General features: G+C 64.0%; 24 protein-coding genes. 1 reads left to right on the top strand and 23 read right to left on the bottom strand.

What is annotated here, in order from left to right; translation table 11 throughout:
- Positions 1-122: 122 nt before the first annotated feature.
- The 14 genes from HV670_RS22135 to ndk form a co-directional block, all read right to left on the bottom strand.
- Positions 123-311: a DUF2065 domain-containing protein gene (locus tag HV670_RS22135; protein ID WP_425511452.1), complete on the bottom strand. Its 189-nt coding sequence runs from the start codon at positions 309-311 to the stop codon at positions 123-125.
- A gap of 18 nt (positions 312-329) precedes the next feature.
- Positions 330-1,244, bottom strand: a complete 915-nt coding sequence (hflC, locus tag HV670_RS22130) for a protease modulator HflC (protein ID WP_175107097.1) — start codon at positions 1,242-1,244, stop codon at positions 330-332.
- 9 nt (positions 1,245-1,253) lie between these two features.
- Complete coding sequence (gene hflK, locus HV670_RS22125; protein ID WP_175107095.1) at positions 1,254-2,687, bottom strand: FtsH protease activity modulator HflK; 1,434 nt, start codon at positions 2,685-2,687, stop codon at positions 1,254-1,256.
- A 185-nt stretch (positions 2,688-2,872) separates the two neighbouring features.
- Positions 2,873-4,036 (bottom strand): GTPase HflX, encoded by a 1,164-nt coding sequence (gene hflX, locus HV670_RS22120; protein ID WP_175107093.1) that lies wholly within the window; start codon positions 4,034-4,036, stop codon positions 2,873-2,875.
- Between the two features lie 88 nt (positions 4,037-4,124).
- Complete coding sequence (hfq, locus tag HV670_RS22115; protein ID WP_020566297.1) at positions 4,125-4,361, bottom strand: RNA chaperone Hfq; 237 nt, start codon at positions 4,359-4,361, stop codon at positions 4,125-4,127.
- 186 nt (positions 4,362-4,547) lie between these two features.
- On the bottom strand, positions 4,548-5,885 hold the full coding sequence (gene der / locus HV670_RS22110) for a ribosome biogenesis GTPase Der (protein WP_175107091.1): 1,338 nt from the start codon (positions 5,883-5,885) through the stop codon (positions 4,548-4,550).
- 177 nt (positions 5,886-6,062) lie between these two features.
- Positions 6,063-7,172 (bottom strand): outer membrane protein assembly factor BamB, encoded by a 1,110-nt coding sequence (bamB, locus tag HV670_RS22105; protein ID WP_175107128.1) that lies wholly within the window; start codon positions 7,170-7,172, stop codon positions 6,063-6,065.
- 142 nt (positions 7,173-7,314) lie between these two features.
- The gene (locus HV670_RS22100) at positions 7,315-7,944 is read right to left on the bottom strand and encodes a YfgM family protein (RefSeq protein WP_175107089.1); all 630 of its coding nucleotides are present in this window, start codon (positions 7,942-7,944) and stop codon (positions 7,315-7,317) included.
- Between the two features lie 40 nt (positions 7,945-7,984).
- A complete protein-coding gene (gene hisS, locus HV670_RS22095; RefSeq protein ID WP_175107087.1) occupies positions 7,985-9,334 on the bottom strand; it encodes a histidine--tRNA ligase in 1,350 nt (449 codons plus the stop codon).
- 76 nt (positions 9,335-9,410) lie between these two features.
- Positions 9,411-10,697: a flavodoxin-dependent (E)-4-hydroxy-3-methylbut-2-enyl-diphosphate synthase gene (gene ispG, locus HV670_RS22090; protein ID WP_175107085.1), complete on the bottom strand. Its 1,287-nt coding sequence runs from the start codon at positions 10,695-10,697 to the stop codon at positions 9,411-9,413.
- A 94-nt stretch (positions 10,698-10,791) separates the two neighbouring features.
- Entirely contained in the window at positions 10,792-12,156 is a 1,365-nt protein-coding gene (locus tag HV670_RS22085) for a helix-turn-helix domain-containing protein (RefSeq protein WP_175107083.1), read from the bottom strand.
- Positions 12,149-12,808, bottom strand: coding sequence for a hypothetical protein (locus tag HV670_RS22080; protein WP_175107082.1), 660 nt, complete (start codon positions 12,806-12,808; stop codon positions 12,149-12,151). Before HV670_RS22080 ends, HV670_RS22085 begins: the two co-directional genes overlap by 8 nt.
- A complete protein-coding gene (rlmN, locus tag HV670_RS22075) occupies positions 12,805-13,962 on the bottom strand; it encodes a dual-specificity RNA methyltransferase RlmN (RefSeq protein WP_175107126.1) in 1,158 nt (385 codons plus the stop codon). The genes HV670_RS22080 and rlmN overlap by 4 nt, the downstream gene beginning before the upstream one ends.
- A gap of 129 nt (positions 13,963-14,091) precedes the next feature.
- Positions 14,092-14,517 (bottom strand): nucleoside-diphosphate kinase, encoded by a 426-nt coding sequence (gene ndk / locus HV670_RS22070; RefSeq protein WP_175107080.1) that lies wholly within the window; start codon positions 14,515-14,517, stop codon positions 14,092-14,094.
- 367 nt (positions 14,518-14,884) lie between these two features.
- Between ndk and HV670_RS22065 the strand changes: the two genes are divergently transcribed.
- Positions 14,885-15,592, top strand: coding sequence for a Bax inhibitor-1/YccA family protein (locus HV670_RS22065; protein ID WP_175107078.1), 708 nt, complete (start codon positions 14,885-14,887; stop codon positions 15,590-15,592).
- Between the two features lie 125 nt (positions 15,593-15,717).
- Here HV670_RS22065 and rlmD read toward each other — a convergent pair whose 3' ends face one another.
- From rlmD to HV670_RS22020, 9 genes are all read right to left on the bottom strand, one after another.
- Complete coding sequence (rlmD, locus tag HV670_RS22060) at positions 15,718-17,118, bottom strand: 23S rRNA (uracil(1939)-C(5))-methyltransferase RlmD (RefSeq protein WP_246257809.1); 1,401 nt, start codon at positions 17,116-17,118, stop codon at positions 15,718-15,720.
- Positions 17,119-17,181: 63 nt separating this feature from the next.
- Positions 17,182-17,958 carry a 3'-5' exonuclease gene (locus HV670_RS22055; RefSeq protein ID WP_175107076.1) on the bottom strand — a complete coding sequence of 259 codons (777 nt, stop codon included), beginning with the start codon at positions 17,956-17,958 and terminating at the stop codon, positions 17,182-17,184.
- A complete protein-coding gene (rpoS, locus tag HV670_RS22050) occupies positions 17,955-19,028 on the bottom strand; it encodes an RNA polymerase sigma factor RpoS (protein WP_175107075.1) in 1,074 nt (357 codons plus the stop codon). Before rpoS ends, HV670_RS22055 begins: the two co-directional genes overlap by 4 nt.
- A 13-nt stretch (positions 19,029-19,041) precedes the next feature.
- Positions 19,042-19,995 (bottom strand): peptidoglycan DD-metalloendopeptidase family protein, encoded by a 954-nt coding sequence (locus tag HV670_RS22045; protein ID WP_175107073.1) that lies wholly within the window; start codon positions 19,993-19,995, stop codon positions 19,042-19,044.
- 5 nt (positions 19,996-20,000) lie between these two features.
- A complete protein-coding gene (locus HV670_RS22040) occupies positions 20,001-21,299 on the bottom strand; it encodes a protein-L-isoaspartate(D-aspartate) O-methyltransferase (protein WP_175107070.1) in 1,299 nt (432 codons plus the stop codon).
- Complete coding sequence (surE, locus tag HV670_RS22035; RefSeq protein WP_175107069.1) at positions 21,296-22,054, bottom strand: 5'/3'-nucleotidase SurE; 759 nt, start codon at positions 22,052-22,054, stop codon at positions 21,296-21,298. Before surE ends, HV670_RS22040 begins: the two co-directional genes overlap by 4 nt.
- A gap of 164 nt (positions 22,055-22,218) precedes the next feature.
- Positions 22,219-22,815 carry a recombination mediator RecR gene (recR, locus tag HV670_RS22030; protein WP_175107067.1) on the bottom strand — a complete coding sequence of 199 codons (597 nt, stop codon included), beginning with the start codon at positions 22,813-22,815 and terminating at the stop codon, positions 22,219-22,221.
- Positions 22,816-22,831: 16 nt separating this feature from the next.
- Positions 22,832-23,158 (bottom strand): YbaB/EbfC family nucleoid-associated protein, encoded by a 327-nt coding sequence (locus HV670_RS22025; protein ID WP_175107065.1) that lies wholly within the window; start codon positions 23,156-23,158, stop codon positions 22,832-22,834.
- Between the two features lie 28 nt (positions 23,159-23,186).
- Entirely contained in the window at positions 23,187-25,541 is a 2,355-nt protein-coding gene (locus HV670_RS22020) for a DNA polymerase III subunit gamma/tau (protein ID WP_175107063.1), read from the bottom strand.
- Positions 25,542-25,546: the final 5 nt, after the last annotated feature.

The raw sequence follows: 25,546 nt of genomic DNA, 5'->3' as shown, positions 1-25,546 counted from the left end.
TACGTAGCCGGTACAGGGCCAATGCACAGGACGTCGTGCAGCGGCGGTCATAGGGTTGCAGCGGCGACGCGACGGTCCATGAGCGGTCATCGAAGGCCGGCCGCTCGCGGCGACGGGCCGTGCTAACCCAGGATCACGAGGAGCAGGATAAGCCCCAGTACCATCGAAATCAGGCCGCCGATCCGGATCCGGTGCGGCGGCATTTCCGCAATCTTGCGGAAGGTATTGCGCCACGCGTCAGGTGCGACGAACGGCAGAATACCTTCGAGAACTAACATCAAAGCAAACGCGGCCCCCAGGGATTCGAGCATGCTCACGATGGAAGTCGCTCAATGTTGTTTGCCGCGCGGCTCGGCGTCGGCTGGTGCCGCAAGCGCGCCGGCGGGATCGCGCATGAAGCGGAAGAACGCGTTCGACGGATCGACCACGATCACGTCGCGCGGGTTCGCGAAGCTTGCACGGTAGGCCTCTAGGCTGCGGTAGAACGAATAGAACTGGGGATCGCGGCCATACGCTTCGGCATAGATCGAGGCCGCCTGCGCGTCGCCTTCGCCCCTGAGCGTCTGCGCCTGGCGGAACGCGTCGGACACGATATTATCGCGCTGGCGGTCGGCATCGGCATGCACCTGCTCGGCCGCGGCCAGCCCCCCTCCGCGGATCTGCTGCGCCAGCTGGTGACTCGCAGTCTCCATGCGGTGGTACGTCGCGTCGCTTTCCTCGGCGAGCAGGTCGAGCCGCTCGAAACGGACATCGACGAGTTCGACGCCCGACGCAGCGAGCACCGCGGCGGCACTCACTCGCGCGTTGTCGAGGGTCGGGTTGCGCTGCGCATCGACGAGACCGGACATCGGCTGCTGCCCGATGCCGGCCGCGAGTGCAGCACGAACCTTCTCCGCGATCCGCTCGGGACCGACCGACAGGTCCGTGCCGAATGCGGTCATGAACAGCCTCGGTTCGACGATGCGCCATTTGACGATCACGTCGGCCAGCAGGGTCTTCTTGTCGGCTGTCGTGAAACGATCGCCATCGGGGTTATCGACCGTCTGTACCCGGCGGTCGAGCAGCACGACCGACTGGAACGGCGGCGGCGCCTTCACATGCAGGCCAGGCTGGTCGATCACCTGCGCGACCTGCCCCCCGGAGACGATGACGGCAAACTTGCGCTGGTCGACCGTGAACAACGTCGACGATCCCACCAGCAACAGCACGATCAGCGCCACGATCAATGCGACGATACGGTTCATCGCAGGCCCCTAGCGGATATCTTTACTGTCTTCGCGGCTGCGAAACAGTTGCGCACGGTCATCACCCGACGACGCGTTGCTGGCCGGTGCGGCCGCCGACGCGGCGTCCGGCACCACGGTGACGGCCGGGTCGCCCGAAGAGGATATCGCCGGGCTTGCCGCGGAATTCGCTGCATTGCCAGCGTCGCTTGCGCCCGCATTGGCACCGGTGCTGGCACCGGCGGGGACGTTGCTCGCCGGCGCGCTCGCGCCGGCTCCCGGTGTCACCGCTGGGGGCGCAACCGCGGCTGGTGCGGCTGCACCTGGTGCCGCGTCCGCCTTCGGGCCGACACCGTTCTGCGCGAGTAGCTTGTCGAGCGGCAGATAAACCGTGTTGCCGCCCTTGCTGTCGATCAGCACCTTCGTTGCATTCGTATAGATCTGCTGCATCGTCTCGATATACATCCGTTCGCGCGTGACAGCGGGCGCCTTCTGATATTCGGCCAGCACCCGCGTGAAGCGATCGGCATTGCCCTGTGCCTCGGTCACGACGCGTTGCTTGTAGCCTTCCGCCTGTTCGATCGTCTTGGCTGCATCGCCGAGCGCGCCCGGCAGGATCGAGTTGGCATACACACGTGCATCGGCCTGGACCTTGTCGCTGTCCTGCGCGGCCTTTGCCGCATCGGCGAACGCAGCCTGCACCTGTTCGGGCGGCTGGGTACTCTGGACGGTCACGCCGACCAGCGCGATGCCGGTCTTGTAGCGATCGAGACTCGCCTGGATCGCGGCATTGAGCTGCGTGGCAAGTTCAGCGCGGTTCGCGCCGAGCACATCGGTCAGCGGACGCTTGCCGACAAGTTCGCGCGCGGCAACCTGCGCGGCCTGCGTGACCGCGCTTTCGGGATCGACATTGTTGAACAGGAAGTCCTTCGCATCCGAGACACGGAACTGGACCGTGAAGCGGACATCGACGATATCACCGTCGCGGGTCAGCATCGACGCGTCTTTCATATTCGTGCCGGGCACCACGTTGAGGCGGCCGATATCGACCGAACGCACCTCGGTGACATTCACGATCTCATCCGATTCGATCGGAAACGGCAGATGCCACTGGACACCCGCGGGCACCGTATTCTGATACTGGCCGAAACGCAGCACGACACCGGCCTGGCCATCGGGCACGACGAACACACCGTTGCCGATCCATACCGCGATCAGCACTCCGACCACGATCAGCGACAAATTGCGCCGCGCATGACTCGGCCGCTGCGGAGCGCCGCTGCCGTTACCCTTGCCGCTGAAAAGCCTCGAGAGGCGCCGGTTGAAGTCGCGCCACAACTCGTCGAGATCGGGCGGGCCGCCCTGCGGCCCACGCGAGCCCGGTCCACCCGGGCCGCCGCCACCGCCACCGCCGCGCGGGTCGTTCATGGCGAGCATGGCCATGGCCCAGGCCACCAGTCTCATGGCCGGCTTTGCAGCCGGCACCGCTGAAGGCACGGCTAAACTCAGCGTCGCATTCAACGAATCATCAGGCACTCGCAGCCACCTCTTGCGTTGGTCGTTCTTCAACATTAGCTGCCGGTTTTCCCGCATCGAAAGGGGTGCCCTCGTCCATCGGGCATATCGAGCACATTGAACCCTCGGCACCCTCAGGCGCCGTGCTCCTGGATCGGCTCATAACGGTCCGCGTCGATCGCCGGCAAGCCGTCGAGATCGTGCGTACCTTGCGGTGCCTTGATCAGTTCCGTGATCGCGGCTCGCAGTGCGTCGAGTCCGACACCATCGCGAGCGCTCAAAAAAACGCGCACGATCTTACCATACTCATCCCGCTCGATTTCCCCGCCGCGCCCCGCCAGTTCTGGCACCGCATCGATCTTGTTCCACACGAAAATCTGCGGGACATCGAGGGCGCCGATCTCCTTGAGCACGACGTCGACCTGTTCGATCTGGTCGAGCTTCACGGGGCTCGATGCGTCGACGACATGCACGAGCAGGTCCGCATGAACCGTTTCCTCGAGTGTCGCGCGAAACGCCGCGACCAGCTGGTGAGGCAGCTCGCGAATGAAGCCGACCGTATCGGACAGGATCATATGGCCCGCTTCCTCGCCGACGTAGACGCGCCGCGCCGTGGTATCGAGCGTGGCGAACAGCTGGTCCGCCGCGTACACATTGGCCTTGGTCAGCGCATTGAACAACGTCGACTTGCCCGCGTTCGTATAGCCGACGAGCGAGACGGAAAACGTCTTGTTGCGTTCGCGCTGGCGGCGCTGCGTGCCGTGCTGGCGACGCAACCGGTCGAGCCGGATCTTGAGTTGCTTGATCTTGTCCCCGATCAACCGGCGGTCGGTTTCGAGCTGGGTTTCACCCGGCCCGCGCAAACCGATACCCCCCTTCTGGCGCTCAAGGTGAGTCCATGCGCGCACGAGGCGCGTCGACAGATAGGTCAACTGAGCGAGCTCGACCTGCAGCTTGCCTTCATGGCTACGCGCGCGCTGCGCGAAGATGTCGAGGATCAGGCTCGTGCGGTCGATCACGCGGCACTTGAGCGCGCCTTCGAGATTGCGCTGCTGGCCCGGGGTCAAAGAATGATTGAAGATGACGAGTTCGACCTCGTTGGCTTCGACGGCAAGCCGGAGTTCCTCAGCCTTGCCGCTGCCGATGTACATCTTCGGGTCGGGACTGGCACGGCGACCAGTCAGCGTGAAGGCGACGTCCGCTCCCGCGCTCTTTGCGAGCAAGCTGAGTTCTTCGAGACTTGCCTCGAAATCGAGCTTGCCGAAGTCGATACTGACGAGTGCTGCGTGTGTGGTCAAAGGTTCGGTGTCTGTTGTCAAAAGCCGGCGTCTTGCCACGAACAGTGTCGCATCGCAGCCCGACGCGCGGCAGGGGGAGCCGCGTGCCTCAGGTCGTTTCGGCGTCCGGATGGAAATTGACCGGACGAGCCGGCACTACCGTCGAGATCGCATGCTTGTAAACCATCTGGGTCACGGTATTGCGGAGCAGAACGACGTACTGGTCGAACGATTCGATGTTGCCTTGCAGCTTGATGCCATTCACAAGGTAAATCGACACGGGCACATGTTCTTTGCGCAGTGCGTTCAGGAACGGGTCTTGTAGTAGTTGCCCTTTGTTGCTCATAGCAGGCTCCGTTTTGTTTTTTGCGGGTTGAAATAAACACGGGACGAAGAAAAAGAAATCCGGCCCAACTGACACTATAGCCGATTTTCCCAGTCCCCCTACGCCATGGCCGGCCGGTCACGGCAGCGTCGGACACCCGTCAGGGGGCGGCCTTGCGCTGCCTTTCAGGGGCCAGTGCGGAGTCGTTCAGTCCTTGTCCGCGTAGGGGTTCTTGCTCGATCGGAACTCTATGCGCAATGGAGTGCCGGTGAGCCCGAAAGTTTCACGGAAACGCCCTTCAAGATAACGTCGGTACGAATCGGTGATCGCGTCGAGGGCGTTGCCGTGCACCACGATGATCGGTGGATTTTGCCCGCCCTGGTGCGCGTACCGGAGCTTGGGGCGTACCGGACCCTTGCGCCGCGGCTGCTGGAATTCGACCGCTTCGATGAGTACACGCGTGAGTTTCGGAGTAGGAAGCTTCGCCATGGCCGCCGCATAGGCCTCGTCCACCGAACGCATCAACGCGCCGATCCCGGTGTTCTCGGTCGCCGAGATGAAATGGAACTTCGCGAAATCGAGGAACTTGAGCTTGCGTTCGAGATCGTGCTTGATCCGGTCGCGCACGTGCGGATCGAGGCCGTCCCATTTGTTCACACCAACCACGAGCGCCCGGCCCTGCTCGACGACGAAGCCCGCGATATGCGCGTCCTGTTCGCTGACGTCCTGACGCGCGTCGAGCAGCAGGATCACGACGTTCGCATCCGAGATCGACTGCAGCGTCTTGACCACCGAGAACTTTTCGACCGCCTCGAACACCTTGCCGCGGCGGCGCAGGCCGGCCGTATCGATCAGGGTGTACGGACGGCCCTGGCGCTCGAACTCGACGTGGATCGAATCGCGCGTGGTGCCGGGCATATCGAACGCGATCACACGCTCTTCACCGATCAGCGTGTTGACGAGCGTCGACTTGCCGACATTCGGCCGGCCGACGATCGCGATCTTGGTGCCGCGCAGGTTTTCGAGTTCGTCCTCTTCTTCGGGACGGCCCGCATAGGCGATCGCGAGGGCATCGTCGATCGTTTCGGCAACGCCGTCGCCGTGCGCGGCCGAGATCGCGCGCGGATCGCCGAGGCCGAGCTCGTAGAAGTCGGCCGCGACCGCGCTATAGCGCATGCCCTCGGCCTTGTTGACGACCAGCACGATCGGCCGACCGGCCTTGCGCAGGTAGTCGGCGATCGCCGCGTCCTGCGGTGCGAGGCCATGGCGGCCGTCGACGATGAATACGATGACGTCGGATTCCTCGACAGCCTGGCGGGTCTGGCGCGCCATCTCGTGAAGAATGCCGTCCTTCGCCACGGGCTCGAACCCGCCCGTGTCGACCACCAGATAGGGACGCAGGCCGACACGGCCTTCACCATAGTGGCGGTCGCGGGTCAGGCCCGGCAGATCGGCGACGAGGGCGTCGCGCGTGCGGGTCAGACGGTTGAACAGAGTCGATTTGCCGACATTCGGGCGCCCGACAAGGGCGATTACGGGTTTCATATTTTCACTGTCGAAAAGCACATGCGGCCGGCCTCGAAGCCGGCCGCATGGGTGCGGTTCATGGCGCGGTCCGTAAGGATGACAAGGCGCTGAGCCCGTAGCCGGGCGTCGCCGTCATCGCATCGTCATCCGCCTGCAACCGATCCGGCGAGGGCCGGAGTGCCGCGGACCGCGGTGTTACTGGGGACGATACGCGTAGATATCGCCATCGTGCGCCTGCACGACGACGGTATCGCCGGCCACGACGGCCGGTGCGCTGATCCCGCTGCTATTGGTCTTCTCGCGGGCGACGAATGCGCCGGTGTCGCGGGCGAGGAAATGCAGGTAGCCTTCGCCATCGCCGACCACGATCGCGTGGCCGACGATCGTCGGCGTCGTGACGGTGCGGCTCTTGAGCCCCGAGTTCTGCCAGACGCGCTGGCCAGTTGCCGCATCATAGAGCGACACTTCGGACCAGTCGTTGGTCGACACCACCGCCGTCGCGTCCGCCGCGAGGCCGCCGTAGCTCGAGAACGGCTGCTCCCAGACCGGCCGGCCGGTTTCAGCTTCAAAGCAGCCGATGCGGCCCTGGAACGTGACCGCGCAGGTTTCACGGCCGACCAGGGTCGGCGCGCCCGCGACGTCGTTGATCCGCTCGACTTCCGTGACACCCGACGGATACGACACCGGCGTCTGCCAGTACGCATCGCCAGTCTTCAAGTTGATCGCGGCCATCGAGCCACCCGGGAAGCCCGCAAGCACCGCGTCCGCTGTCGCGAAGATCATGCCGACCGTCGTGCGCAGGTTCAGCGGCACGGCGCGGTTGCGGAAGCTCCACTTCTGCTCGCCCGTATCGGCGTTGAACGCGGTGATCCGGCCGTCGATCGTCCGGACCAGTACGAAACCGTTGCCGACCAGCGGCGGCGTGACGATCTCGCCGCTCGCATTGGCCTTCCAGAGCTGCTTGCCGTCCGCGCCAAGCACATAGACCGTGCCGTTGAGCGCGCCCACGGCGGTCAGCGTGCCATCGCTGCCGACACCCGCGGACAGGTCGTCGTCGATCTTGATCGACCAGACGGTCTTGCCGCTCGTCGCGTCGATCTTCATCACGCTGCCATTCGCGCCGGCAGCGTAGACATTCGTGCCGATTGCGATCGGCTGGAACAGGTATCGTCCGCCCTTGCCAACGCTCGATGTCCAGACGCGCTTGAGCTCAAGAGAGGGCTTGAATTCGGTGAGCGGAGTGGGCTGGCGGCGTGGATCCGGTTTTCCGCCGCAAGCGGCAAGCACCGAGGCGAGCGATACCATCGCCACTGCATTGCCAAGCCAATGCGCGGCACGCGCGATCGAAACCTTCGTTGGGTAACGCATTCTTTTAAGAAGCCCTTGAATTATCGGGAAACGAATCGGGCGCGCGAGCGCGCCCGTGAGCTGCATGCCGTACGCCGCTTCAACCGCCGAGCGCGTCGAGCTTGAACTGGATCAATTGCTTCTGGCCCGAGTCGGCGTCGCCGGCCGAGGCCAGTGCCAACTTGTATGCCGCACGCGCATCGTCGTGCTTGCCCTGCGCCGCCAACAGGTCGCCGCGGCGATCCGCAAACAGGCCCTTGAACGCTGCCGGGGGATCGTCGGCCAGCAGCTTCAGCCCCGCGTCATATGACTTCTCGTCGAGCAGCACACCGGCGAGGCGAAGCCGCGCGATCTGGCGATATTCGTCGTCCTTCGCATGATCGATGGTCCACTGGAGCTGCGCCTTCGCGGCCGCCGTGTCAGAGGCCAGATACAGGACCTTGGCGGCCTGCAGCGCGGTCATCTGCGCATAAGGCGAGCGGCCGTAGTCGTCTTCCATGCGTTTCGCGACCTGGGCGATCCGGTCCTTGTCGCCGCCGGTAAGCGTTTGCTGCACCGTCTCGTAAAGTTCGGCTGCCTTGCCCGTCTGCTTGCGCTGCCAGAAATTCCAGCCGTTGTAGCCCGCCGCGATCACCAGCACGATCAGCACGACCCACGTAATCCCATTGCCCCAGCGAGCCCACCACGCCTTCAGCTCGTCCAGTGTTTCCTGCTCTTCGTGATAACTCATACGCAACTTCCCGTGTCGGTCTTATTGGTACCGCGCGATGTCACTCACCGTCATCCACGGTGGCGACCATCGCGTCGATCAGAAATTCGGTCAGCTGCTCGGTCGGCACCTCGGCCTGTTTTTCAGTCTGGTCCCCGCCCTGCCCCTCGGCCGCCATCCCGCGCAGCGGCTTCACACCCACCACGCCGGCCTCCACTTCGCGGTCGCCAATGATAACCGCATAGGCAGCCCCACTGGCATCGGCGCGCTTCATCTGTGACTTGAAGCTTGCGGTCGCCCCATCCGGGCTGCAATGAAATACCACATCGAGACCGGCGTCGCGCATCCGTTCGGCCGAGATCAGCGCCTGCACGCGCGCCTTGTCACCCTGGTGGACCACATAGACATCGCAGCCTTCAGGCTCGGGACCCAGCTTGCTTTCCTTGAGCAGTTCGATGATCCGCTCGACGCCAAGCGCCCAGCCGCAGGCCGGCGTGGGTTTGCCGCCGAGCTGCTCGACCAGCGGGTCGTAGCGCCCGCCGCCCGCGATCGTACCTTGCGCGCCAAGGCGATCGGTAATCCATTCGAACACGGTCAGGTTGTAGTAGTCGAGCCCGCGCACGAGGCGCGGGTTGATCGTGAACGGGATGTTGTTCGCCTTGAGCAGCTGCTGCACGCCGTTGAAGTGAGCCAGCGACGCTTCACCCAGAAAATCGATGAGCTTCGGCGCATTACCGGCAATTTCCTGGAGCTCCGGATTCTTCGTATCGAGCACGCGCAGCGGGTTCGTGTAGAGACGCCGCTTGCTGTCCTCGTCGAGTTTGTCCTGGAATTGTTCGAGATACGCGATCAGTTCCTTGCGGTGCGCGGCGCGCTCAGGCGCCTCGCCGAGCGAATTGATCTCGAGGCGCACGCCGCTCAGGCCGAGGTCGTCCCAAAGGCGCTGGCACATCAGGATGATTTCGGCATCGGCATCCGGGCCGGCAAAGCCGAGCGCCTCGACACCCACCTGATGGAACTGGCGGTAGCGGCCGCGTTGCGGCCTCTCGTGCCGGAACATGGGGCCCGTGTACCAGAGCCGCTTCGGGCCGTCGTAAAGCAGATTGTGTTCGATCGTCGCACGGACCACAGCCGCGGTGTTCTCGGGTCGCAGCGTCAGGTTTTCGCCGTTGAGCGAATCGGTGAAGCTGTACATCTCCTTCTCGACGATATCGGTCACTTCGCCGATGCCGCGCGTGAAAAGCTGCGTGTGCTCGACGATCGGCGTGCGGATGTTCTGATAGCCGTAAGCGCGCAGCATGGAGCGCACGGTGCTCTCGAGGAATTCCCAAAGCACCGATTCCGACGGGAGGATGTCGTTCATCCCCTTGACGCCGGAGAGCTTCGATAGTTTCTTCTTCTGATCTGACATGGGACTCAAATGGGGTTCAGGCGAAGCTCGGGCAATGGCCCGAGCAATACTCAGGTGGTCTGTGCGGGCAGTTTCTTCAGGCAGGCTGATCAACCAGCTTCTCGGCCGCCGGCGCACCATAGGTGCGCACCACGTAGTCGCTGACGATTTTCTGGAAGTCCTCGGAAATATGCTCGCCGCGCAGGGTCGTGACCTTGACGCCGTCGATGAATACCGGCGCGGCCGGGTTCTCGCCCGATCCCGGCAGGCTGATGCCGATATTGGCCTGCTTCGATTCGCCGGGACCGTTGACGATGCAGCCCATCACGGCCACGTTCATATCGGCCACCCGCGGATATTGTGTGCGCCACACCGGCATCTGCGAACGCAGATAGTCCTGGATGCTCGAGGCGAGTTCCTGGAATACCGTGCTCGTCGTGCGGCCGCAACCGGGGCACGCAATCACCATCGGCGTGAACGCGCGCAGGCCCATGGTCTGCAGGATTTCCTGGCCGACGATGACTTCGCCGGTCCGTGCACCGCCGGGTTCCGGCGTCAGCGAGATCCGGATCGTGTCGCCGATGCCTTCCTGGAGCAGCACCGACAGCGCCGCGGTCGATGCGACGATGCCCTTCGAACCCATGCCCGCCTCGGTCAGACCGAGATGCAGCGCGAAATCGCAGCGGCGTCCGAGCTCACGATAGACGGCGATCAGGTCCTGCACGCCGCTGACTTTGCAGGACAGGATGATGCGGTCTGCGCCGAGGCCGATTTCCATCGCACGTTCGGCTGACGAGATGGCCGACTGGATCAGCGCCTCGTACATCACACTCGACGCTTCCCACGGCTGCGCGCGTTGGCCGTTCTCGTCCATCATGCGCGCGAGCAGGTCCTGGTCGAGGCTGCCCCAATTCACGCCGATACGCACCGGCTTGTCGTACTTGATCGCGGCCTCGATCATCTGCGCGAACTGCGTATCGCGCTTCGCGCCCTGCCCAACATTGCCCGGATTGATCCGATATTTCGAGAGCGCCTGCGCGCAGTCGGGATAGTCGCGCAGCAGCAGATGGCCGTTGTAGTGGAAGTCGCCCACGAGCGGCACCGACACGCCCATGCGGTCGAGCTGTTCACGCACGGCCGGCACGGCCGCGGCAGCCTCCGGCGTGTTCACGGTGATGCGCACGAGTTCGGAGCCGGCCTGCGCGAGTTCTTTGACCTGGATCGCGGTCCCGATCGGGTCCGCGGTATCGGTGTTGGTCATCGACTGGACGCGCACCGGTGCGCCGCCGCCGACCTTAACACTGTTGTCAGCCCAGCGAATCTCGACGCCATGCGATTTGCGGCGTGCGAGCGGACCACCAAAAACGGGTTGTTGGGACTGCATGATCAAACTTCTCCATATTCGAATGTCGCCGCCCCGAAACGCATTCCGGCAGCGGCGGCACGAGCCGCCTGCCGGCGGCCCAAAAACCGGTCGGTCAGGGCAGGCTGAACCGCGCCACGTTCCCCTTCGCGTTCGCGTATTTTGACGGATCGACCGGCGAGCCGTTCACTTCGAGCGACTCGAGGCCGGTACGATTGCCGATCACGAACTGCAAGGGCGGTGTGCCGACCGCATCGCGCGGATCACCCGCGTGCAGCAGGCCGGACATCACTTCCTTGCCGTCCGCCTGACGCACGCTAACCCAACTGTCCTGTGTCACGCTTATATGGATCGATGACTGGCCCGCTGCCGGCACGGGCGGCGCGGACGGTGCGCTCGCAGCCGTCGCGTTCGCCGGCGTGCTGGCCGTCGGGGTAGTCAAATTCGCGGCGCTCGCGGTGACGACCGGGTTCGGACCCGCCGCGCTCACCGCCGCCAGCGTCTGCGCGGCCGACGTGGACGCGCTCACGGTGCTTGCCGCACTCAGTGATGCGGCATCCGACGCGCCCTCCTCGACGGGTGTCTGGCCGTCCGCGCCCGTCGCCGGCGCATCGCCCGCCACTTCGGAAGACGCCGCCGCCTCGGCCGCGGATGCATTCGCGGCAGCCGAGGCCGGGTTGGCCGTCTCGGCGTTCTGTTTGAGTTTAGCGAGCCACGCGGCGGGCTCCGTCCCGCTGCGGTAAAGCAGCAGCACGACGACAGCGAGCACCACGGCGCCGATCGCCCACAGCCAGGGACGCCGTTTGGGCGGCCCGTTCCACGACATAGTCGACATCTTGCCGCCACGCGGCAAACCACCGCCACGCGAAGCCGGCATCGACAAATCCTGTTCAACCGGGCCACTCGACTGGCGCAATACAGCCGTGAGAGGCGCGGAGTCGACACCCAGCAGCTTCGCATAGGCGCGGATCACGCCGAGCGTAAAGGTCAAGTCAGGCAGCGCCGACAGGTCGCCCGCCTCGATCGCACGCAGCTTGGTCGTGGGCACCTTGAGCCGGGTCGACACGTCTTCGATCGACCAGCGGTGTGCCTCGCGCAGGCGCATCAGGCGCGCTCCCACACCGGTGGCGGAAGTCGGCGCGGCGTCCAGCTGCAAATCATCCTGCGCGCTCGCCCGATATTCAGGCTCGGGGGCAGCGGCCTGCGGGACTCCAAGGGTCGCCCCGGTACCGGTGCCGCCAACCTCGCCCGACCCGGACGGCGAAGCATGGGTTGAAAAACTCCTCACGGAAGCCATCGAAAAATTCGCCGAAAGCTCCTTGGAAGCGGCGTCCGCGCCGGATTCGGCAGCAACCGCGCGGTTCGCGGGCAGCGCTGACGTCGTCGACGCCGCCTCGCGCACATCCCGCGCGTCATGGGCGGCCAGTCGTCGCTCGTCGGCGACGGCGTCTTCCGACGCCGAATCCTGCTTGTTACTCATCCCGTGATCCCTCGCTCGAATATTCTTGTCTGGTGCGATGATGTCCAAGGCCCCCAGCCGCTTGACGCGACTGCCCCGTGCGGCCGTACTCCGTATGCCGCCGATTTGCGCCGGAAGCAGTCGAATTGTCCATCGCAATGCTTTGCGCGCGCAACAGGTGAGGCCAGGAAACGTCCGATTTCAAGTCGTCCTCCCTCGCCGGACCACTCGGACAATCGGCCCGCGAAGCCTGCCGACCGATTCGCTCGCAGTCAAACCGCTTGTAATTTTTGCGCAGCACTGGGTCGTCGGCCGCGCCGGGCGCGCTCAGCGCACGCCGGAACCAGGCCTCGGCTGCCTCGACATCCCCACCCTGCACAGCAAGTAAGGCCAGCAGATGCGCGGCGTGCCGGTTGACCGGATCCAGCGCCAGCGCCGCCTGCGCTTCCACGGCGGCGATCGCCGGCACACCCTGCTCGAAATAGGCCTGCGCAAGCTCCGTGCGCAGCGCGGCCCGGTATCGGCGCGGGAGATCCGCCGCGTGCGCCTCGTCATTCAGGCGCGGCTCGACCGCCGCGCACCCCGCCAGCAGCAATGCCGCTACCATGCCGCCATGCGCGCACTTCGCGCCAGACGACCACCCGTGGCTCGAGCGCCGGCCCGTACCGATCATACCGGACGCACCTCGATGATCTTGCCGCCCTGAATCTGGCGCTGCGTCCGTTGCGTGCGCTGGCTGAGCCGGGTGCGGTCTTTCACTTCGCCCGCCAGTTGCCCGCAGGCGGCGTCGATATCATCGCCGCGCGTCTTGCGGATCGTCGTGACCAGGCCGGCATCCATGAGGATCTGTGCAAACGCCTTGATCCGCTCGTTCTTCGAGCGCAGCAGCCCCGACTCCGGAAACGGATTGAACGGAATCAGGTTCAGCTTGCATGGCACGTCGCGCGTCAGGGCGATCAATTCACGCGCATGCGCATCGGTGTCGTTGACGCCGTCGAGCATGCAGTATTCAAAGGTAATGAAATCGCGCGGTGCGACCGTGAGATAGCGGCGGCAGGCGGCCATCAACTCGCGCAGCGGGTATTTGCGGTTTAACGGCACGAGTTCGTCGCGCAGCGCATCGTTGGGGGCATGCAGCGACACGGCGAGTGCGACCGGCACCTCCGCACCGAGGCGGTCCATCATCGGCACCACCCCCGAGGTCGAGACTGTCACGCGGCGGCGCGACAGCCCATAGGCGTTGTCGTCGAGCATGAGTCGCAATGCGGGAATCAGCGCGTCGAAATTCAGCAGCGGTTCGCCCATGCCCATCATCACGACATTGGTGATCACGCGCTGATCGGCCTCGCCGCGGCCGCCACCCGCACCGATCGAACGGCGCAACGTATGTTCGGCCATCCACAACTGGCCGATGATCTCGGCCGTCGTCAAATTCCGGTTGAAACCCTGTTTCCCCGTCGAGCAGAAGCGGCAATTGACCGCGCAGCCCGCTTGCGACGAGACACACAGCGTGCCTCGCGTTTCCTCCGGGATATACACCGTTTCGACCGCATTGCCGTTGCCGACGTCGACCAGCCATTTGCGTGTACCGTCAGACGATATATGGTCGCTGACGATCGCGGGCGCGACGATCGAGGCACGGGTATGCAGCTTCTCGCGCAGGGACTTCGCGAGATCGGTCATGCCGTCAAAATCAGCTGCGCCGAACTGATGTATCCAGCGCTCGAGTTGCTTCGCGCGAAACGGCTTCTCGTTGAGGCTCGCGCAGTATGCGACCAGCCCGGCCGCATCGAAATCCAGCAGATTCACGGTTTCAGCGTTCGCCATTTCGATCACCACCTGTTTCGCGGAGCCGCCAGCCCGTGCAGGCACAGCGGCTCCTGTTCCCATCCAGACTATCCATGCGGGGGCGGCCACGACTGCCATCCCCGCATTGACGTCAACAATCCGCCTGATTTAGCGCGAATAGATATGCGCTTCCGGGAAGAAAAACGCGATCTCGACTGCAGCCGTTTCCGCTGCATCCGAACCGTGTACCGCATTGGCGTCGATGCTGTCGGCGAAATCGGCACGGATCGTGCCCTTTTCTGCCTTCTTCGGATCGGTTGCGCCCATCAGGTCCCGGTTCTTCGCAATCGCGCCTTCACCTTCGAGCACCGAGACGACGACCGGACCGGAGATCATGAAATCGACCAGATCCTTGAAGAACGGACGTGCTGCATGCACGCCGTAGAACTTCTCGGCTTCCCCGCGCGACAATTGCGTCAGCTTGGTCGCGACGATCTTCAGCCCAGCGCCTTCGAAGCGGCTGAGAATCTGGCCGACTACATTCTTCGCGACGGCATCAGGCTTGATAATCGACAGGGTGCGTTCGAGCGCCATTAAAAGCTCCAAATAAATAAGAAGTTACGTTCCTAAACGAACCTAGCATTCTAACATCAAGGCAGGTATGATCGGTAAGGAACCAAGCGTGCATTTTGGCGCCCGGAAGCGGGCCTGAAAAGCCCGTCTAATGGATAATTCGAAGAGCCTATCCAAAACGGCCGGCTCAGAGTCGCCAGGCGGCCACCGTCTCAGGGAGGACGGAGGCGCGTGCGGTGCCAGGACGCAAGCGGCGGGCCACTCGGTAACCCGGAGTAATTCGCCGCCGCACTGCGTGCGACCACCCAGCACGGAACGCCTGCCCGGGCCGCCGGTCAAATTGGCAGAAAACAACGAGTTGTAGAACTTTGTAGAACGAGGAGTCCCTATGAGCGATTTTCGAACTTACGATCTTGGCCGCGGCAGTGTCACGACTGCAGAAGTACGCAACCGTGTGCTGCGCAATACCTACTGGCTACTCGCCCTGTCGATGATCCCGACGGTGTTTGGCGCATGGATCGGTATTACGACCGGCTTCTCGATGTTCGCGGCCGCAAGCCCGATGATGACGCTGCTGCTGTTCTTCGCGGTCGCGATGGGCCTGATCTTCGCAATCGAGCGTTTCCGCAACAGTGGTGTGGGCGTGGTCCTGCTACTGGCCTTCACGTTCTTCATGGGTCTCATGCTGTCGAGGCTGTTGAGTTTCGTGCTCGGCATGGTCAACGGGCCGACCCTGATCATGATGGCGTTCGGTGGCACCGCGGTCATCTTCGGCGTGATGGCGACGGTCGCCACCGTCAGCAAGCGCAGCTTCGCGGGTCTCGGCCAGTGGCTGTTCATGGGCGTGATCGTGCTGATTGTCGCGAGCATCGCGAACATGTTCCTGCAGCTGCCGGCGCTGATGCTCACGGTATCGGTGATCGCGATCGTGATCTTTTCGGCCTACATCCTGTTCGACCTCCAGCGGGTCGTGAACGGCGGTGAGACGAGCTATGTCAGCGCGACGCTGCGGATCTACCTGGATCTCTACAACGTCTTCACGAACCTGCTCGTGATCCTGTCGATCTTCGGCGGCGGTGGCGGTAATCGCAACTGATTGATCCCGGCTGGGCAGCTCGGCTGTTCAGCGGGACTTGAATAAAAAGGCCGGCCCATCGGGGCCGGCCTTTTTATTTGTCTTTCTCCCCTTCTTTTCCGACTCTCCTTCCCGGGTTTTTGCGATCAATCCCGCTCGAACAGCGCAATCGACTCGACGTGCGAGGTATGCGGGAACATATTGACGACGCCCGCGCCGCGCAAATGGTAGCCGGCTTCGTGAACGAGCAGTCCCGCATCGCGCGCGAGCGTCGACGGGTTGCACGACACATAGACGATCCGCTTCGGCAAGCTCGCATCGTCACCGCGCTGATGAAGCGCGGCCAGCGCCTTCGCGACAGCCAGCGCGCCCTCGCGCGGCGGATCGACGAGATACTTGTCGAACGGGCCGAGTGCGACCAGGTCGTCGGCCGTCAGCTCGAACAGGTTGCGCGACGCAAACGTCGTATGGGCATCGACACCGTTCGCGCGCGCATTTTCGAGTGCGCGCCCCGTCAGCGTTTCGCTGCCCTCGATGCCCACGACCTCACGCGAGACGCGCGCGAGCGGCAAAGTGAAATTGCCGATCCCACAAAACAGATCGAGCACCCGGTCGCTCCGGCTTGGCTCGAGCAGGCGCAGAGCCCGATGGACCAGCACGCGGTTGATCTGGTGATTGACCTGGGTGAAGTCGGTCGGCCGAAACGGCATCCGGATGTTGTATTCCGGCAAGACATAGGCCAGCTCATTGTTGTCCGGATAAAACGGATACGCCGTATCCGGCCCCTTGGGCTGAAGCCAGAATTGCACTTGATGAAGATCGGCAAACGTGCGCAACAATGTCTCGTCGTTCGCATCGAGCGGCGCGAGGATCCGAAGCACCAGCGCCGTCACGCTCTCCCCATCCGCAGCCCGTCCGATCGCCAGTTCGATCTGCGGCAGACGATCGCGAATCGACATCGCGCCGATCATCTCGCGCAGCGGCCCCAGCAGTACGGAGACATGCGCGGGCAACACCTCGCACGAGGTCATGTCGACCACATAGCTGCTCTTGCGCTCATGGAATCCGACCAGCACGCCCCCCCTGCTGGCGACATGGCGAACCGAGAGTCGCGCGCGGAACCGGTAGCCGCTCGACGGACCATGGATCGGCCGGTACATCATCTCGGGGCGCAACTTGGCAAGATGGAACAGATTGTCCTCGAGCACGCGTTGCTTGACCGCGATCTGCGCGCGCATGTCGAGGTGCTGCATCGAGCAGCCACCGCAGATGTCGAACACCGGGCAGGGAGGCTTCACGCGCATCGAACTCGATTGCAGCACTTCGACGAGCGTCGCCTGCTCGAATTTCGACTTGCGTCGAAAGCTCGCGTAGCGGACCCGCTCACCGGGGAGCGCACCCTCGACAAAAACGACCTTACCCGGACTGCCGTCCTCGTTGACGAGACGTCCAACACCCCGCGCCTCCATGTCGAGCGACAGGATGTCGATCACTGGATAGCTGGCAGCGGGCTGAAGCTTGGGGGCGGATGGAGGCTTTTGCGGCACGGTAAACTTTCGATGTCGAACGGCGGAAAGGCGGCATTGTAGATCAAGGGGCCACCCGTTGGATTAGACGTCGAACGCCGCCAGATATTCCTGCCACTGAGGTCCCGTTTCAGCCGCGAGCGCGCGCTTGACCACGTCGATCTCGGTCGCGTAGTCGTCTGATGTAAACGCACCACGCATGAGTTGAAAACGTGCGTAGAGCAGATACGTATTGACGACATCGGTCTCGCAGTAGTTGCGAATTTCCTCGATCCGCCCTTCGCAAAACGCATTCCAGACCTGCGAGCCGTCCATCCCCATCTTGCCGGGGAAACCGCACATCTTGGCGAGCGCATCGAGCGGCGCGCTCGCGCGCGGCTGGTACATCGCGAGCACGTCCATCAAATCCGTGTGGCGCATGTGATAGCGCGCAATGTAATTGTTCCACTTGAAGTCGCGATCATCCTCGCCCATGTCCCAGTACTTGGCAGCCGCGATGCCGTGCACGAGTGCGCGGTAATTGAGCACGGGCAGGTCGAAGCCACCGCCGTTCCACGAGACGAGAATCGGTGTATAGCGTTCGATGACCTTGAAGAACGACTGGATCAGCGCGGCTTCGGAATCGGCGGGGGTGCCGAGCGAGCGCACGCGAAAGCCTTCGCGATCGCGAAACGCACACGAAATCGCGACGATGCGCTGCAAATGATGTGGCAGAAAATCCGATCCCGTCTTCTCGCGCCGAGCGGCAAACGCAAGCTCCGCGACTTCGGCGTCGGACAAGTCCGGCACCACGTCGCCGAGCTTGCGAAGACCGGCCACGTCGGGGACCGTTTCAATATCGAAAACCAAAACCGGTATCACAGCACGGCATCCTTGCGCACGCCGTTCGAGGCGAAATAACGTTTCAAGCGCACCAGCGCTTCCTGTTGAATCTGGCGGACGCGTTCGCGCGTCAGGCCCATTTCGTCGGCCAACTCTTCGAGCGTCGCGGGCTCGACGTTGTTCAGACCGAAGCGGCGTTCGATCACATGCCGGTGCTTGTCGGACAGGCGCGACAACCATGCGCGCGTCAACTGCTCGAGTTCGCGATGCTGGACCTCGGCATCGGGCGACTCGCTCTGGTCATCCGAGAGCAGATCGAGGAGGCTGCTCGTGGGATCGAGTTCGAGCGGCGCGTCGAGCGAGGCCGTGTGTTCATTAAGCGCGAGGATATCGGTCACTTCCTCGGGCGTCTTGCCCGTGAGGTGCGCGATATCTTCGACGCTTGCGTCGCGGCGGTCGTTCGGCGCCTCCGAATTCGCCGAACTCTTCTCGAGATGACGCTTCGCGCGGAGCACCTGGTTGAGTTCGCGAATCACGTGCACCGGCAGCCGTACCGTACGCGCCTGATTCATGATCGCGCGCTCGATGCTCTGGCGGATCCACCACGTCGCATAGGTTGAAAAGCGGAAGCCGCGCTGCGGATCGAATTTCTCGATCGCATGCATGAGGCCGAGATTGCCCTCCTCGATCAGATCGAGCAGCGGCACGCCACGATTCAGATACCCCTTGGCAATACTGACGACCAGGCGCAGGTTGCGCTCGATCATCACCTGCCGCGCCGGGAATTCGCCCGCCTTGGCAAGCGTCGAATAATGCTGTTCCTCAGTCACCGTCAGCAGGGGCTTGACGCTGATCCGGTTCAGGTAATGCTGGATCGTGTCGGCGGTCAGCTCCGCCTTGAGCACCGCCTTGAAGTCGTCCGGGTCGGGCTCCACCACCGCCGGTACGATCGCCTGGCGTTCGCCGGTCTCGCCGAACTCGGGTTCGACGCCGTCAGCGTCGTCGTCCCCGGGCTCGGGCGCGGTACGTTCGTCATCCGAATCTGCGGCGTCACGATCGCGAACGTCGTCAGACGTCCCGGCATGCTGGCGTCGCTTCTCTTTCGGCATGGTGCTCCCTAGCCTATTGAGGCGGTAGGTACTGTAGCGGATCGACCGGTTTACCCTGTTTGCGAACTTCGAAATGCAACATCACCTTGTCTGCATCGGTACTGCCCATCTCGGCAATTTTCTGACCCTTCGTTACCGCGTCGCCTTCCTTCACGAGCAATGCACGATTATGCGCATACGCGGTCAGGAAAGTGGCGTCATGCTTGATGATAATCAGGTTGCCGTAGCCGCGGAGACCGTTGCCCGCATAAACAACACGCCCTTCGGCCGAGGCCCGCACGGTGTCCCCCGCGGTGCCGCCGATATCGAGCCCACGGTCTTGCGAGTCGAAGTTGTGCAGGATCGGACCGTGCAGCGGCCATGCAAACGAAATCGGGCCACCCGCGGCGGGCGTGCTCGAGCCGGCTGGCGGAGCCGAAGGCGTCGGAGCCGGATTCAAGGCCGAGGTCGAAGGCGGATTCGCCGCGACCTGCACCGGCGGCGTCACGCCGTTGTTCGCGGGTCCGAGCGGCGCCGCGTTGACGGCCGGACCACCACCAAGCGGCGCGGTCGATACGCCGGGGGTCGTTGCGATCGACGGGGTCGTGCCCGGTGGCGCCACGCGCAACAACTGATCGACCTCGATCTGATTCGCGTTCTGGATATTGTTCCAGGCAGCAATATCTCGATAGTTGCGGCCGTTGATCAGTGCGATACGGTACAAGGTATCGCCCGGCTTCACACGATAGTAGCCCGGCGGCGGGGGCCCGAGCGGGGCGGCCTCGCCGGATCCCGGGACGGTCTGGATCGTGCCAGGCGGCAACTGCGTGGTCGGCGAGTTGATACCGGCGGAAGGCGACCGGTCGATCACCGGCGCATTGTCGAGCCGCGTCGAGCATGCCGCCAGCGTCGACAAAACGCCGCCTATCAGCATCCATTGAGCCATTGACGTGTGGGCGGCCACATTCTCTCTCCGCAACTTGCTCATCGCTTTCAAATCACTCCAGATTTTAAGGGCACAAAGAAAACACGATCAAGCTGCGATTCGTGCCATTCATTCGCGGCGACGCGCTCGATCAGTGTGAGTCTCTGGGACTCTCCACCAACCGGCGCAATCAGTCTGCCGCCTATCTGCAACTGTTCGAGCAACGCTTGCGGAACATCGAGGCCGGCCGCCGCGATCACGATCGCATCGAAGGGCGCGACACTTGGGATGCCCAGCCTTCCGTCGCCGTAATGGAGCCGGATGTTCCTGATCCGCAAGGGTCTCAGATTCTGCTTCGCTCGCTCATGTAACGGACGAATCCGCTCAATCGAATACACGTCGCGCGCGATGCCCGCCAGAACAGCGGCCTGGTAGCCGCAGCCCGTGCCGATTTCGAGTACGCTACCCAACTCCCGGCCCACTGCGACGAGCTCGATCATCCGCGCGACCACCGAAGGCTTTGAAATCGTCTGGTGATGACCGATCGGGAGCGCAGCGTCTTCATAGGCCTGGGTAGCAAGACCCGGGTCGACGAACAAATGGCGCGGCACCGCGGCCATCGCGGCCAGCACGCGCGGATCACTGGCCCCACTGGCACGCACGCGTTCGACCATCCGTTCGCGAACGCGTTCAGAGGTCAGGGTAAACGGAGTGCTTCCGGCGGCGGGGACCGGCTGGTTTCTCGACACCGTGCCAAACGGCACCACCGTTTTCGAAACCCCTCCTTTCTGGGCGGCTGATGATGTCACAAAGGACGTCACCGGGACAGGCGGCCGCGCTCGCGCGACCATGCCGACCGCCTGCTTCACCGATGTCGCGACGGAGCGCACGATTTTTACCGGCGGTTCGACACGCATCGGAGAGCGAACGACAAAGCCTGGCATCTCGCGCTCGGCGCGCGCCCGTTCATGCGGTTTCGCGTGCTCGGTCGCGAGCACTGCCGCGCGTTGGCGCGACTCGGGAGGCACCTTGGCGGCCGCGTGCTTTGCCGTCTGCGCTGCGGCGGGGTGCCCTGTGGCGGCCGGCCTGGTTTGCCCGGTGCTCGCCTGCCCGGCCGTTGACTGCCTCGGGGCCGCGTCGCCGCTAGCCGACTTCTTCGCGGCTGCAACCTTGCCCGATTTCGCGGTTTTTGCAGGCTTTGAATTGAACCCCGCATGCGCGACCGTGGCCTTGGTCGCCGTTTTCGCACCGATATTGGCCTTCTCGCCCGCCTGAGACTGACCGCCCGCGCGGTCGCCCTTCGCGCGCGGTGCACGGACGAGATCGCCAAGTCCGAGCGGAAAGCGCTTCGGCGCGCTGCCGGTCATCGACACTGCTCCAGGCGCGCCGTCCAGTTGCGCACGCTCTCGAGCTGAGCCGGGTCGGTCAGGTCGAGTTGCAGCGGCGTGATCGACACATCGCCGTTCGCCACTGCATGAAAATCGGTGCCCTCGCTCGCGTCACGTGCGTCGCCCGACGCGCCGATCCAGTAGATCGGCTCGCCGCGCGGATTTTCCTGGCGGATCACGGGCTGCGACGGATGCCGCTTGCCGAGCCGGGTCGCCCGCCAGTTCCTGAGCGCTTCGTAGGGACGATTCGGAATGTTGACGTTGAGCAGGAACGGGGCCGGCAGGGAGTGCGCCAGATAGTGCTCGACGATATCGGCTGCGACGCGCGCGGCGTCGCCGATATGCTCCCAGTCCTTGTTCGCGAGCGAGAACGCGAACGAAGGCACACCGAATAGAAAACCTTCGGTGGCCGCGGCGACCGTGCCTGAATACAACGTGTCTTCACCCATGTTCTGACCATTGTTGACGCCCGACACGACAACGTCCGGCCGGTAGTCGAGCATGCCCGTCAGCGCGATGTGCACGCAGTCAGTCGGCGTGCCGTTCACGTACCGGAAACCGCTCGGCGCCTCGAAAACCGAGAGTGGCCGGGTCAGCGTCAGCGAGTTCGATGCGCCGCTGCAGTTTTGTTCAGGGGCAATGACCGCAACGTCGCCGAGGCGGGTCAATTCATGGTGCAGCGCCGCCAGGCCGGGCGCCAGATAACCATCGTCGTTGCTGAGCAGAATTCGCATCTGGCGATTGTAACCGAGGATTTTCGACACACTTACGACGCTTGCGCATTTTGCTCGAACAGCGATGGCGCGTGCCGCGCCGGCCGCCCGGACCTCTCTATACCGAACGCTGGTCGAGCATCGCGCGGACAATGGTGCCCGCCGCACCGGCCGCCCGCACCTCTCTATACCGAACGCCGGTCGAGCATCGCGCGCGCGATGGTGCCCGCATCGACATACTCGAGTTCGCCGCCGACGGGTACGCCGCGCGCGAGCCGGCTCACCGTCAGTCCGCGCGATTTGAGGGCCTGCGCGATGTAATGTGCGGTCGCCTCACCTTCATTCGTGAAATTCGTTGCGAGCACCACTTCACGAACCGCGCCATCGGTCGCCCGCTTCACGAGCCGATCGAAGTGAATCTCTTTCGGACCGATGCCGTCGAGCGGACTGAGCCGCCCCATCAGCACGAAGTAGAGACCCTTGTAGGTCAGAGTCTGCTCGAGCATCACCTGGTCAGCCGGCGTTTCGACGACACAAAGCAGTGACGTGTCGCGCTGCTCGTCGAGGCACGTCTCGCAGATCTCCGCCTCGGTAAAGGTATTGCATCGAAGGCAATGCTTGAGGTTCGAGGTCGCATTGAGCAATGCTTTGCCGAGCTTGTCCGCGCCGGGCCGATCGTGTTGCATCAGGTGATAGGCGATCCGCTGGGCGGATTTCGGCCCGACGCCGGGTAACGCGCGCAGCGCGTCGATCAGCGTCGCCAGGGCGGATGGCTGCTTCATGCGACGAACCGGTCCGTCAGAACGGCAGCTTGAAGCCCGGCGGCAGCGGCATGCCACTGGTCAGCGAACCCATCTTTTCCTGCGTGGTCGCCTCGGCCTTGCGCACGGCATCGTTGACCGCGGCGGCGACGAGGTCTTCCAGCATGTCCTTGTCATCGGCGAGCAGGCTCGGATCGATGGCGACACGGCGCACCTCGTTCTTGCAGGTCATCGTCACCTTGACCAGGCCGGCGCCGGATTGGCCCTCGACCTCGATCAGCGCGAGCTCATCCTGCATCTTCTTCATATTGTCCTGCATCTGCTGGGCTTGTTTCATCAGCCCGGCCAGTTGATTCTTCATCATGGCGACAGCTCCTTCTTATAAGCGGAAATCAGGCGGTGGGCGAACCCGGCGCGGCCTGTACCGGGCGGATCGAGCCCGGTACGATCGACGCGCCGAAGTCGCGGATCAAGGATTGGATGAAGGGATCGTGCTCGATCGAACGCTCCGCATCGACCTGTTGCCGGGCGCGGCGCGCATCATCAATGGCAGCGGCCGTATAGTGGACCGCACCGTTGATGATCTTCAGTTCGATGGAGCGGCCCAGATGGGTATCGAGTTCCGCCTTGAGCTTGTCGACGTGGGAGCGGTCGCCAAGCTGCGGAACCGCGACACGCAACTCGAGCGTTGCATCCGCGACGCTCACGAGTTCGCTGCGGAACGCGAGTTCGCGCGCGAGACCACGCAGCGAGAGGCGCGTGACGAACGCGGGCCAGTCGACGTCGGCGCCGAAAGCGGTGAGCAGCACCGGCGGTTCTTTCGGCACGACCTCGGTGACACGTGTGGCCGTTGCCGCGTTCGAAGTGGAGCCGCCGGGCGCAGTGCCGCGGCTTGCCACGGCGCGCGAAGGCGTGGCGGCGGAGGGCTGCCCGCCCGCACGGCTGGCGGTGCCGGCCAGCATCGCGGCAGAATGCATTTCGTCCGCGGCATCGGAAGGCGCGCCATCGAATCCTGTCGAGGACATGCCCGCGTCGCCGTCATAGCCGCCCTCTTCGTAGGCCGAATCGGGAATCGATTCCCAAGGCGGCGTATCGGCGCCGGAGTTCGTCGAATTTGACGGATTCGGCGCGGTTGCAGCCCGGGCTGCTGGCGCAGCTCCACCGGTGGCCTCACTGGCGGGCGGCGATGCGGGCCTGCGCGGCGTGGGCACGACCAGGGGAGCCGACGGTGTCGAAGGTTGCGGGCGACGCGGAACCTGCGCCGCGCTTGCGCGGCTCTTGTCGGTCGGTATGCGCAGCCCCGACGAGCGCAGCGCTTCGAGCGCGGCACGGGCGGGCGACATCGGCTTCGCGGAAGGTTCAGCCGGATCGGAAACTGTATTCGCGACGAGTACGGGGGCCGGTTCAGCGCCAGACACCCCAACCGTATCCGCAACGGATACATCGGGCGGGGACGGCTTGGCCGGCTTCGTTTCGACGCGTTCGCCGACCGCCTTTTCGATGGATGGCAGCCCCTGCATTGCGTGCTTGTCGGCAAGCGAATCGAGCGCCGACACCGGCGCTGCCGACCGTCCGACGCCCGCGCTCGAGCGCGGCGCGATACCGCCGGGGGGCGTCGACGACGAACCGCCCGACGGCGACGGCGCACCTCCGAGCCGGTCGCTGAGCGGACGGAACGCCAGCATCCGCAACAGCGTCATCGAAAACCCCGCGTACTCGTCGGGCGCCAGACCCAGTTCGGCGCGGCCGATCGTCGCGATCTGGTAAAGCAATTGGACTTGTTCAGCCGGGAGCAGCGCCGCAAAACGACGGATATCGGTCGCCTCAGGCCATTCTTCGAGCACCGAGGCCGGCGCGAACTGCGCCCATGCCACGCGATGCAGCAGGCCCGCGAGATCGGCAAGCGCGGTCGAAAACGACAGGCTGCGCCCCGCCATCTCGTCGGCAATATCGAGTACCGTCGCGCCGTCGGCGATCGCAATCGCGTCGAGCAAGCGAACCAGATAACTCTGATCGAGCGCACCGAGCATGCCACGCACGGCTTCTTCACCGACCGAACCCGCGGAATACGCGATCGCCTGATCGGTCAGGGACAAGGCATCGCGCATGCTGCCATCGGCCGCGCGCGCGAGCAGGCGCAGCGCCTGCGCTTCGAAACCGATCTGCTCGGCCGTCAGGATATGTTCGAGGTGCCCGACGATATGCGGTGCCGGCATCTGCTTCAGATTGAACTGAAGGCAGCGCGACAACACGGTCACCGGAATCTTTTGCGGATCGGTCGTCGCGAGGATGAACTTGACGTGCGCGGGCGGCTCTTCAAGCGTCTTCAACATCGCGTTGAACGCGTGATTCGTGAGCATGTGCACTTCGTCGATCATATAGACCTTGAAGCGCGCATCGACCGGCGCGTAGACAGCCCGCTCGAGCAGCGAGGCCATCTCCTCGACGCCGCGGTTCGAGGCCGCATCCATCTCGACATAGTCAACGAACCGGCCCTCGTCGATCGCGCGGCAGGCATTGCAGACGCCGCACGGGGTCGAGGTGATGCCCTTTTCGCAGTTGAGCGCCTTCGCGAGGATCCGCGACAGCGTGGTCTTGCCGACCCCGCGTGTGCCGGTGAACAGATAGGCGTGATGCAACCTCTGGGCATCCAGCGCGTGAGTCAACGCCCGGACCACATGCTCCTGGCCCACGAGCGACGCGAAATCCTTCGGGCGCCACTTGCGCGCGAGAACTTGGTAAGTCATCGAGA

The sequence above is a fragment of the Pararobbsia alpina genome (assembly GCF_902859895.1).
Lineage (GTDB): Bacteria > Pseudomonadota > Gammaproteobacteria > Burkholderiales > Burkholderiaceae > Pararobbsia > Pararobbsia alpina.
Note: the sequence above shows the minus strand (reverse complement) of the source record. Positions and strands in the feature narration are given on the sequence as shown.

Coding starts and splice junctions, on each gene's coding strand:
- HV670_RS22135 (WP_425511452.1), bottom strand. CDS start 311: ATGCTCGAATCCCTGGGGGCCGCGTTTGCTTTGATGTTAGTTCTCGAA.
- hflC (WP_175107097.1), bottom strand. CDS start 1,244: ATGAACCGTATCGTCGCATTGATCGTGGCGCTGATCGTGCTGTTGCTG.
- hflK (WP_175107095.1), bottom strand. CDS start 2,687: ATGAGACTGGTGGCCTGGGCCATGGCCATGCTCGCCATGAACGACCCG.
- hfq (WP_020566297.1), bottom strand. CDS start 4,361: ATGAGCAACAAAGGGCAACTACTACAAGACCCGTTCCTGAACGCACTG.
- der (WP_175107091.1), bottom strand. CDS start 5,885: ATGAAACCCGTAATCGCCCTTGTCGGGCGCCCGAATGTCGGCAAATCG.
- bamB (WP_175107128.1), bottom strand. CDS start 7,172: ATGGTATCGCTCGCCTCGGTGCTTGCCGCTTGCGGCGGAAAACCGGAT.
- HV670_RS22100 (WP_175107089.1), bottom strand. CDS start 7,944: ATGAGTTATCACGAAGAGCAGGAAACACTGGACGAGCTGAAGGCGTGG.
- hisS (WP_175107087.1), bottom strand. CDS start 9,334: ATGTCAGATCAGAAGAAGAAACTATCGAAGCTCTCCGGCGTCAAGGGG.
- ispG (WP_175107085.1), bottom strand. CDS start 10,697: ATGCAGTCCCAACAACCCGTTTTTGGTGGTCCGCTCGCACGCCGCAAA.
- HV670_RS22085 (WP_175107083.1), bottom strand. CDS start 12,156: ATGAGTAACAAGCAGGATTCGGCGTCGGAAGACGCCGTCGCCGACGAG.
- HV670_RS22080 (WP_175107082.1), bottom strand. CDS start 12,808: ATGATCGGTACGGGCCGGCGCTCGAGCCACGGGTGGTCGTCTGGCGCG.
- rlmN (WP_175107126.1), bottom strand. CDS start 13,962: ATGGCGAACGCTGAAACCGTGAATCTGCTGGATTTCGATGCGGCCGGG.
- ndk (WP_175107080.1), bottom strand. CDS start 14,517: ATGGCGCTCGAACGCACCCTGTCGATTATCAAGCCTGATGCCGTCGCG.
- HV670_RS22065 (WP_175107078.1), top strand. CDS start 14,885: ATGAGCGATTTTCGAACTTACGATCTTGGCCGCGGCAGTGTCACGACT.
- rpoS (WP_175107075.1), bottom strand. CDS start 19,028: ATGCCGAAAGAGAAGCGACGCCAGCATGCCGGGACGTCTGACGACGTT.
- HV670_RS22045 (WP_175107073.1), bottom strand. CDS start 19,995: ATGAGCAAGTTGCGGAGAGAGAATGTGGCCGCCCACACGTCAATGGCT.
- HV670_RS22040 (WP_175107070.1), bottom strand. CDS start 21,299: ATGACCGGCAGCGCGCCGAAGCGCTTTCCGCTCGGACTTGGCGATCTC.
- surE (WP_175107069.1), bottom strand. CDS start 22,054: ATGCGAATTCTGCTCAGCAACGACGATGGTTATCTGGCGCCCGGCCTG.
- recR (WP_175107067.1), bottom strand. CDS start 22,815: ATGAAGCAGCCATCCGCCCTGGCGACGCTGATCGACGCGCTGCGCGCG.
- HV670_RS22025 (WP_175107065.1), bottom strand. CDS start 23,158: ATGATGAAGAATCAACTGGCCGGGCTGATGAAACAAGCCCAGCAGATG.
- HV670_RS22020 (WP_175107063.1), bottom strand. CDS start 25,541: ATGACTTACCAAGTTCTCGCGCGCAAGTGGCGCCCGAAGGATTTCGCG.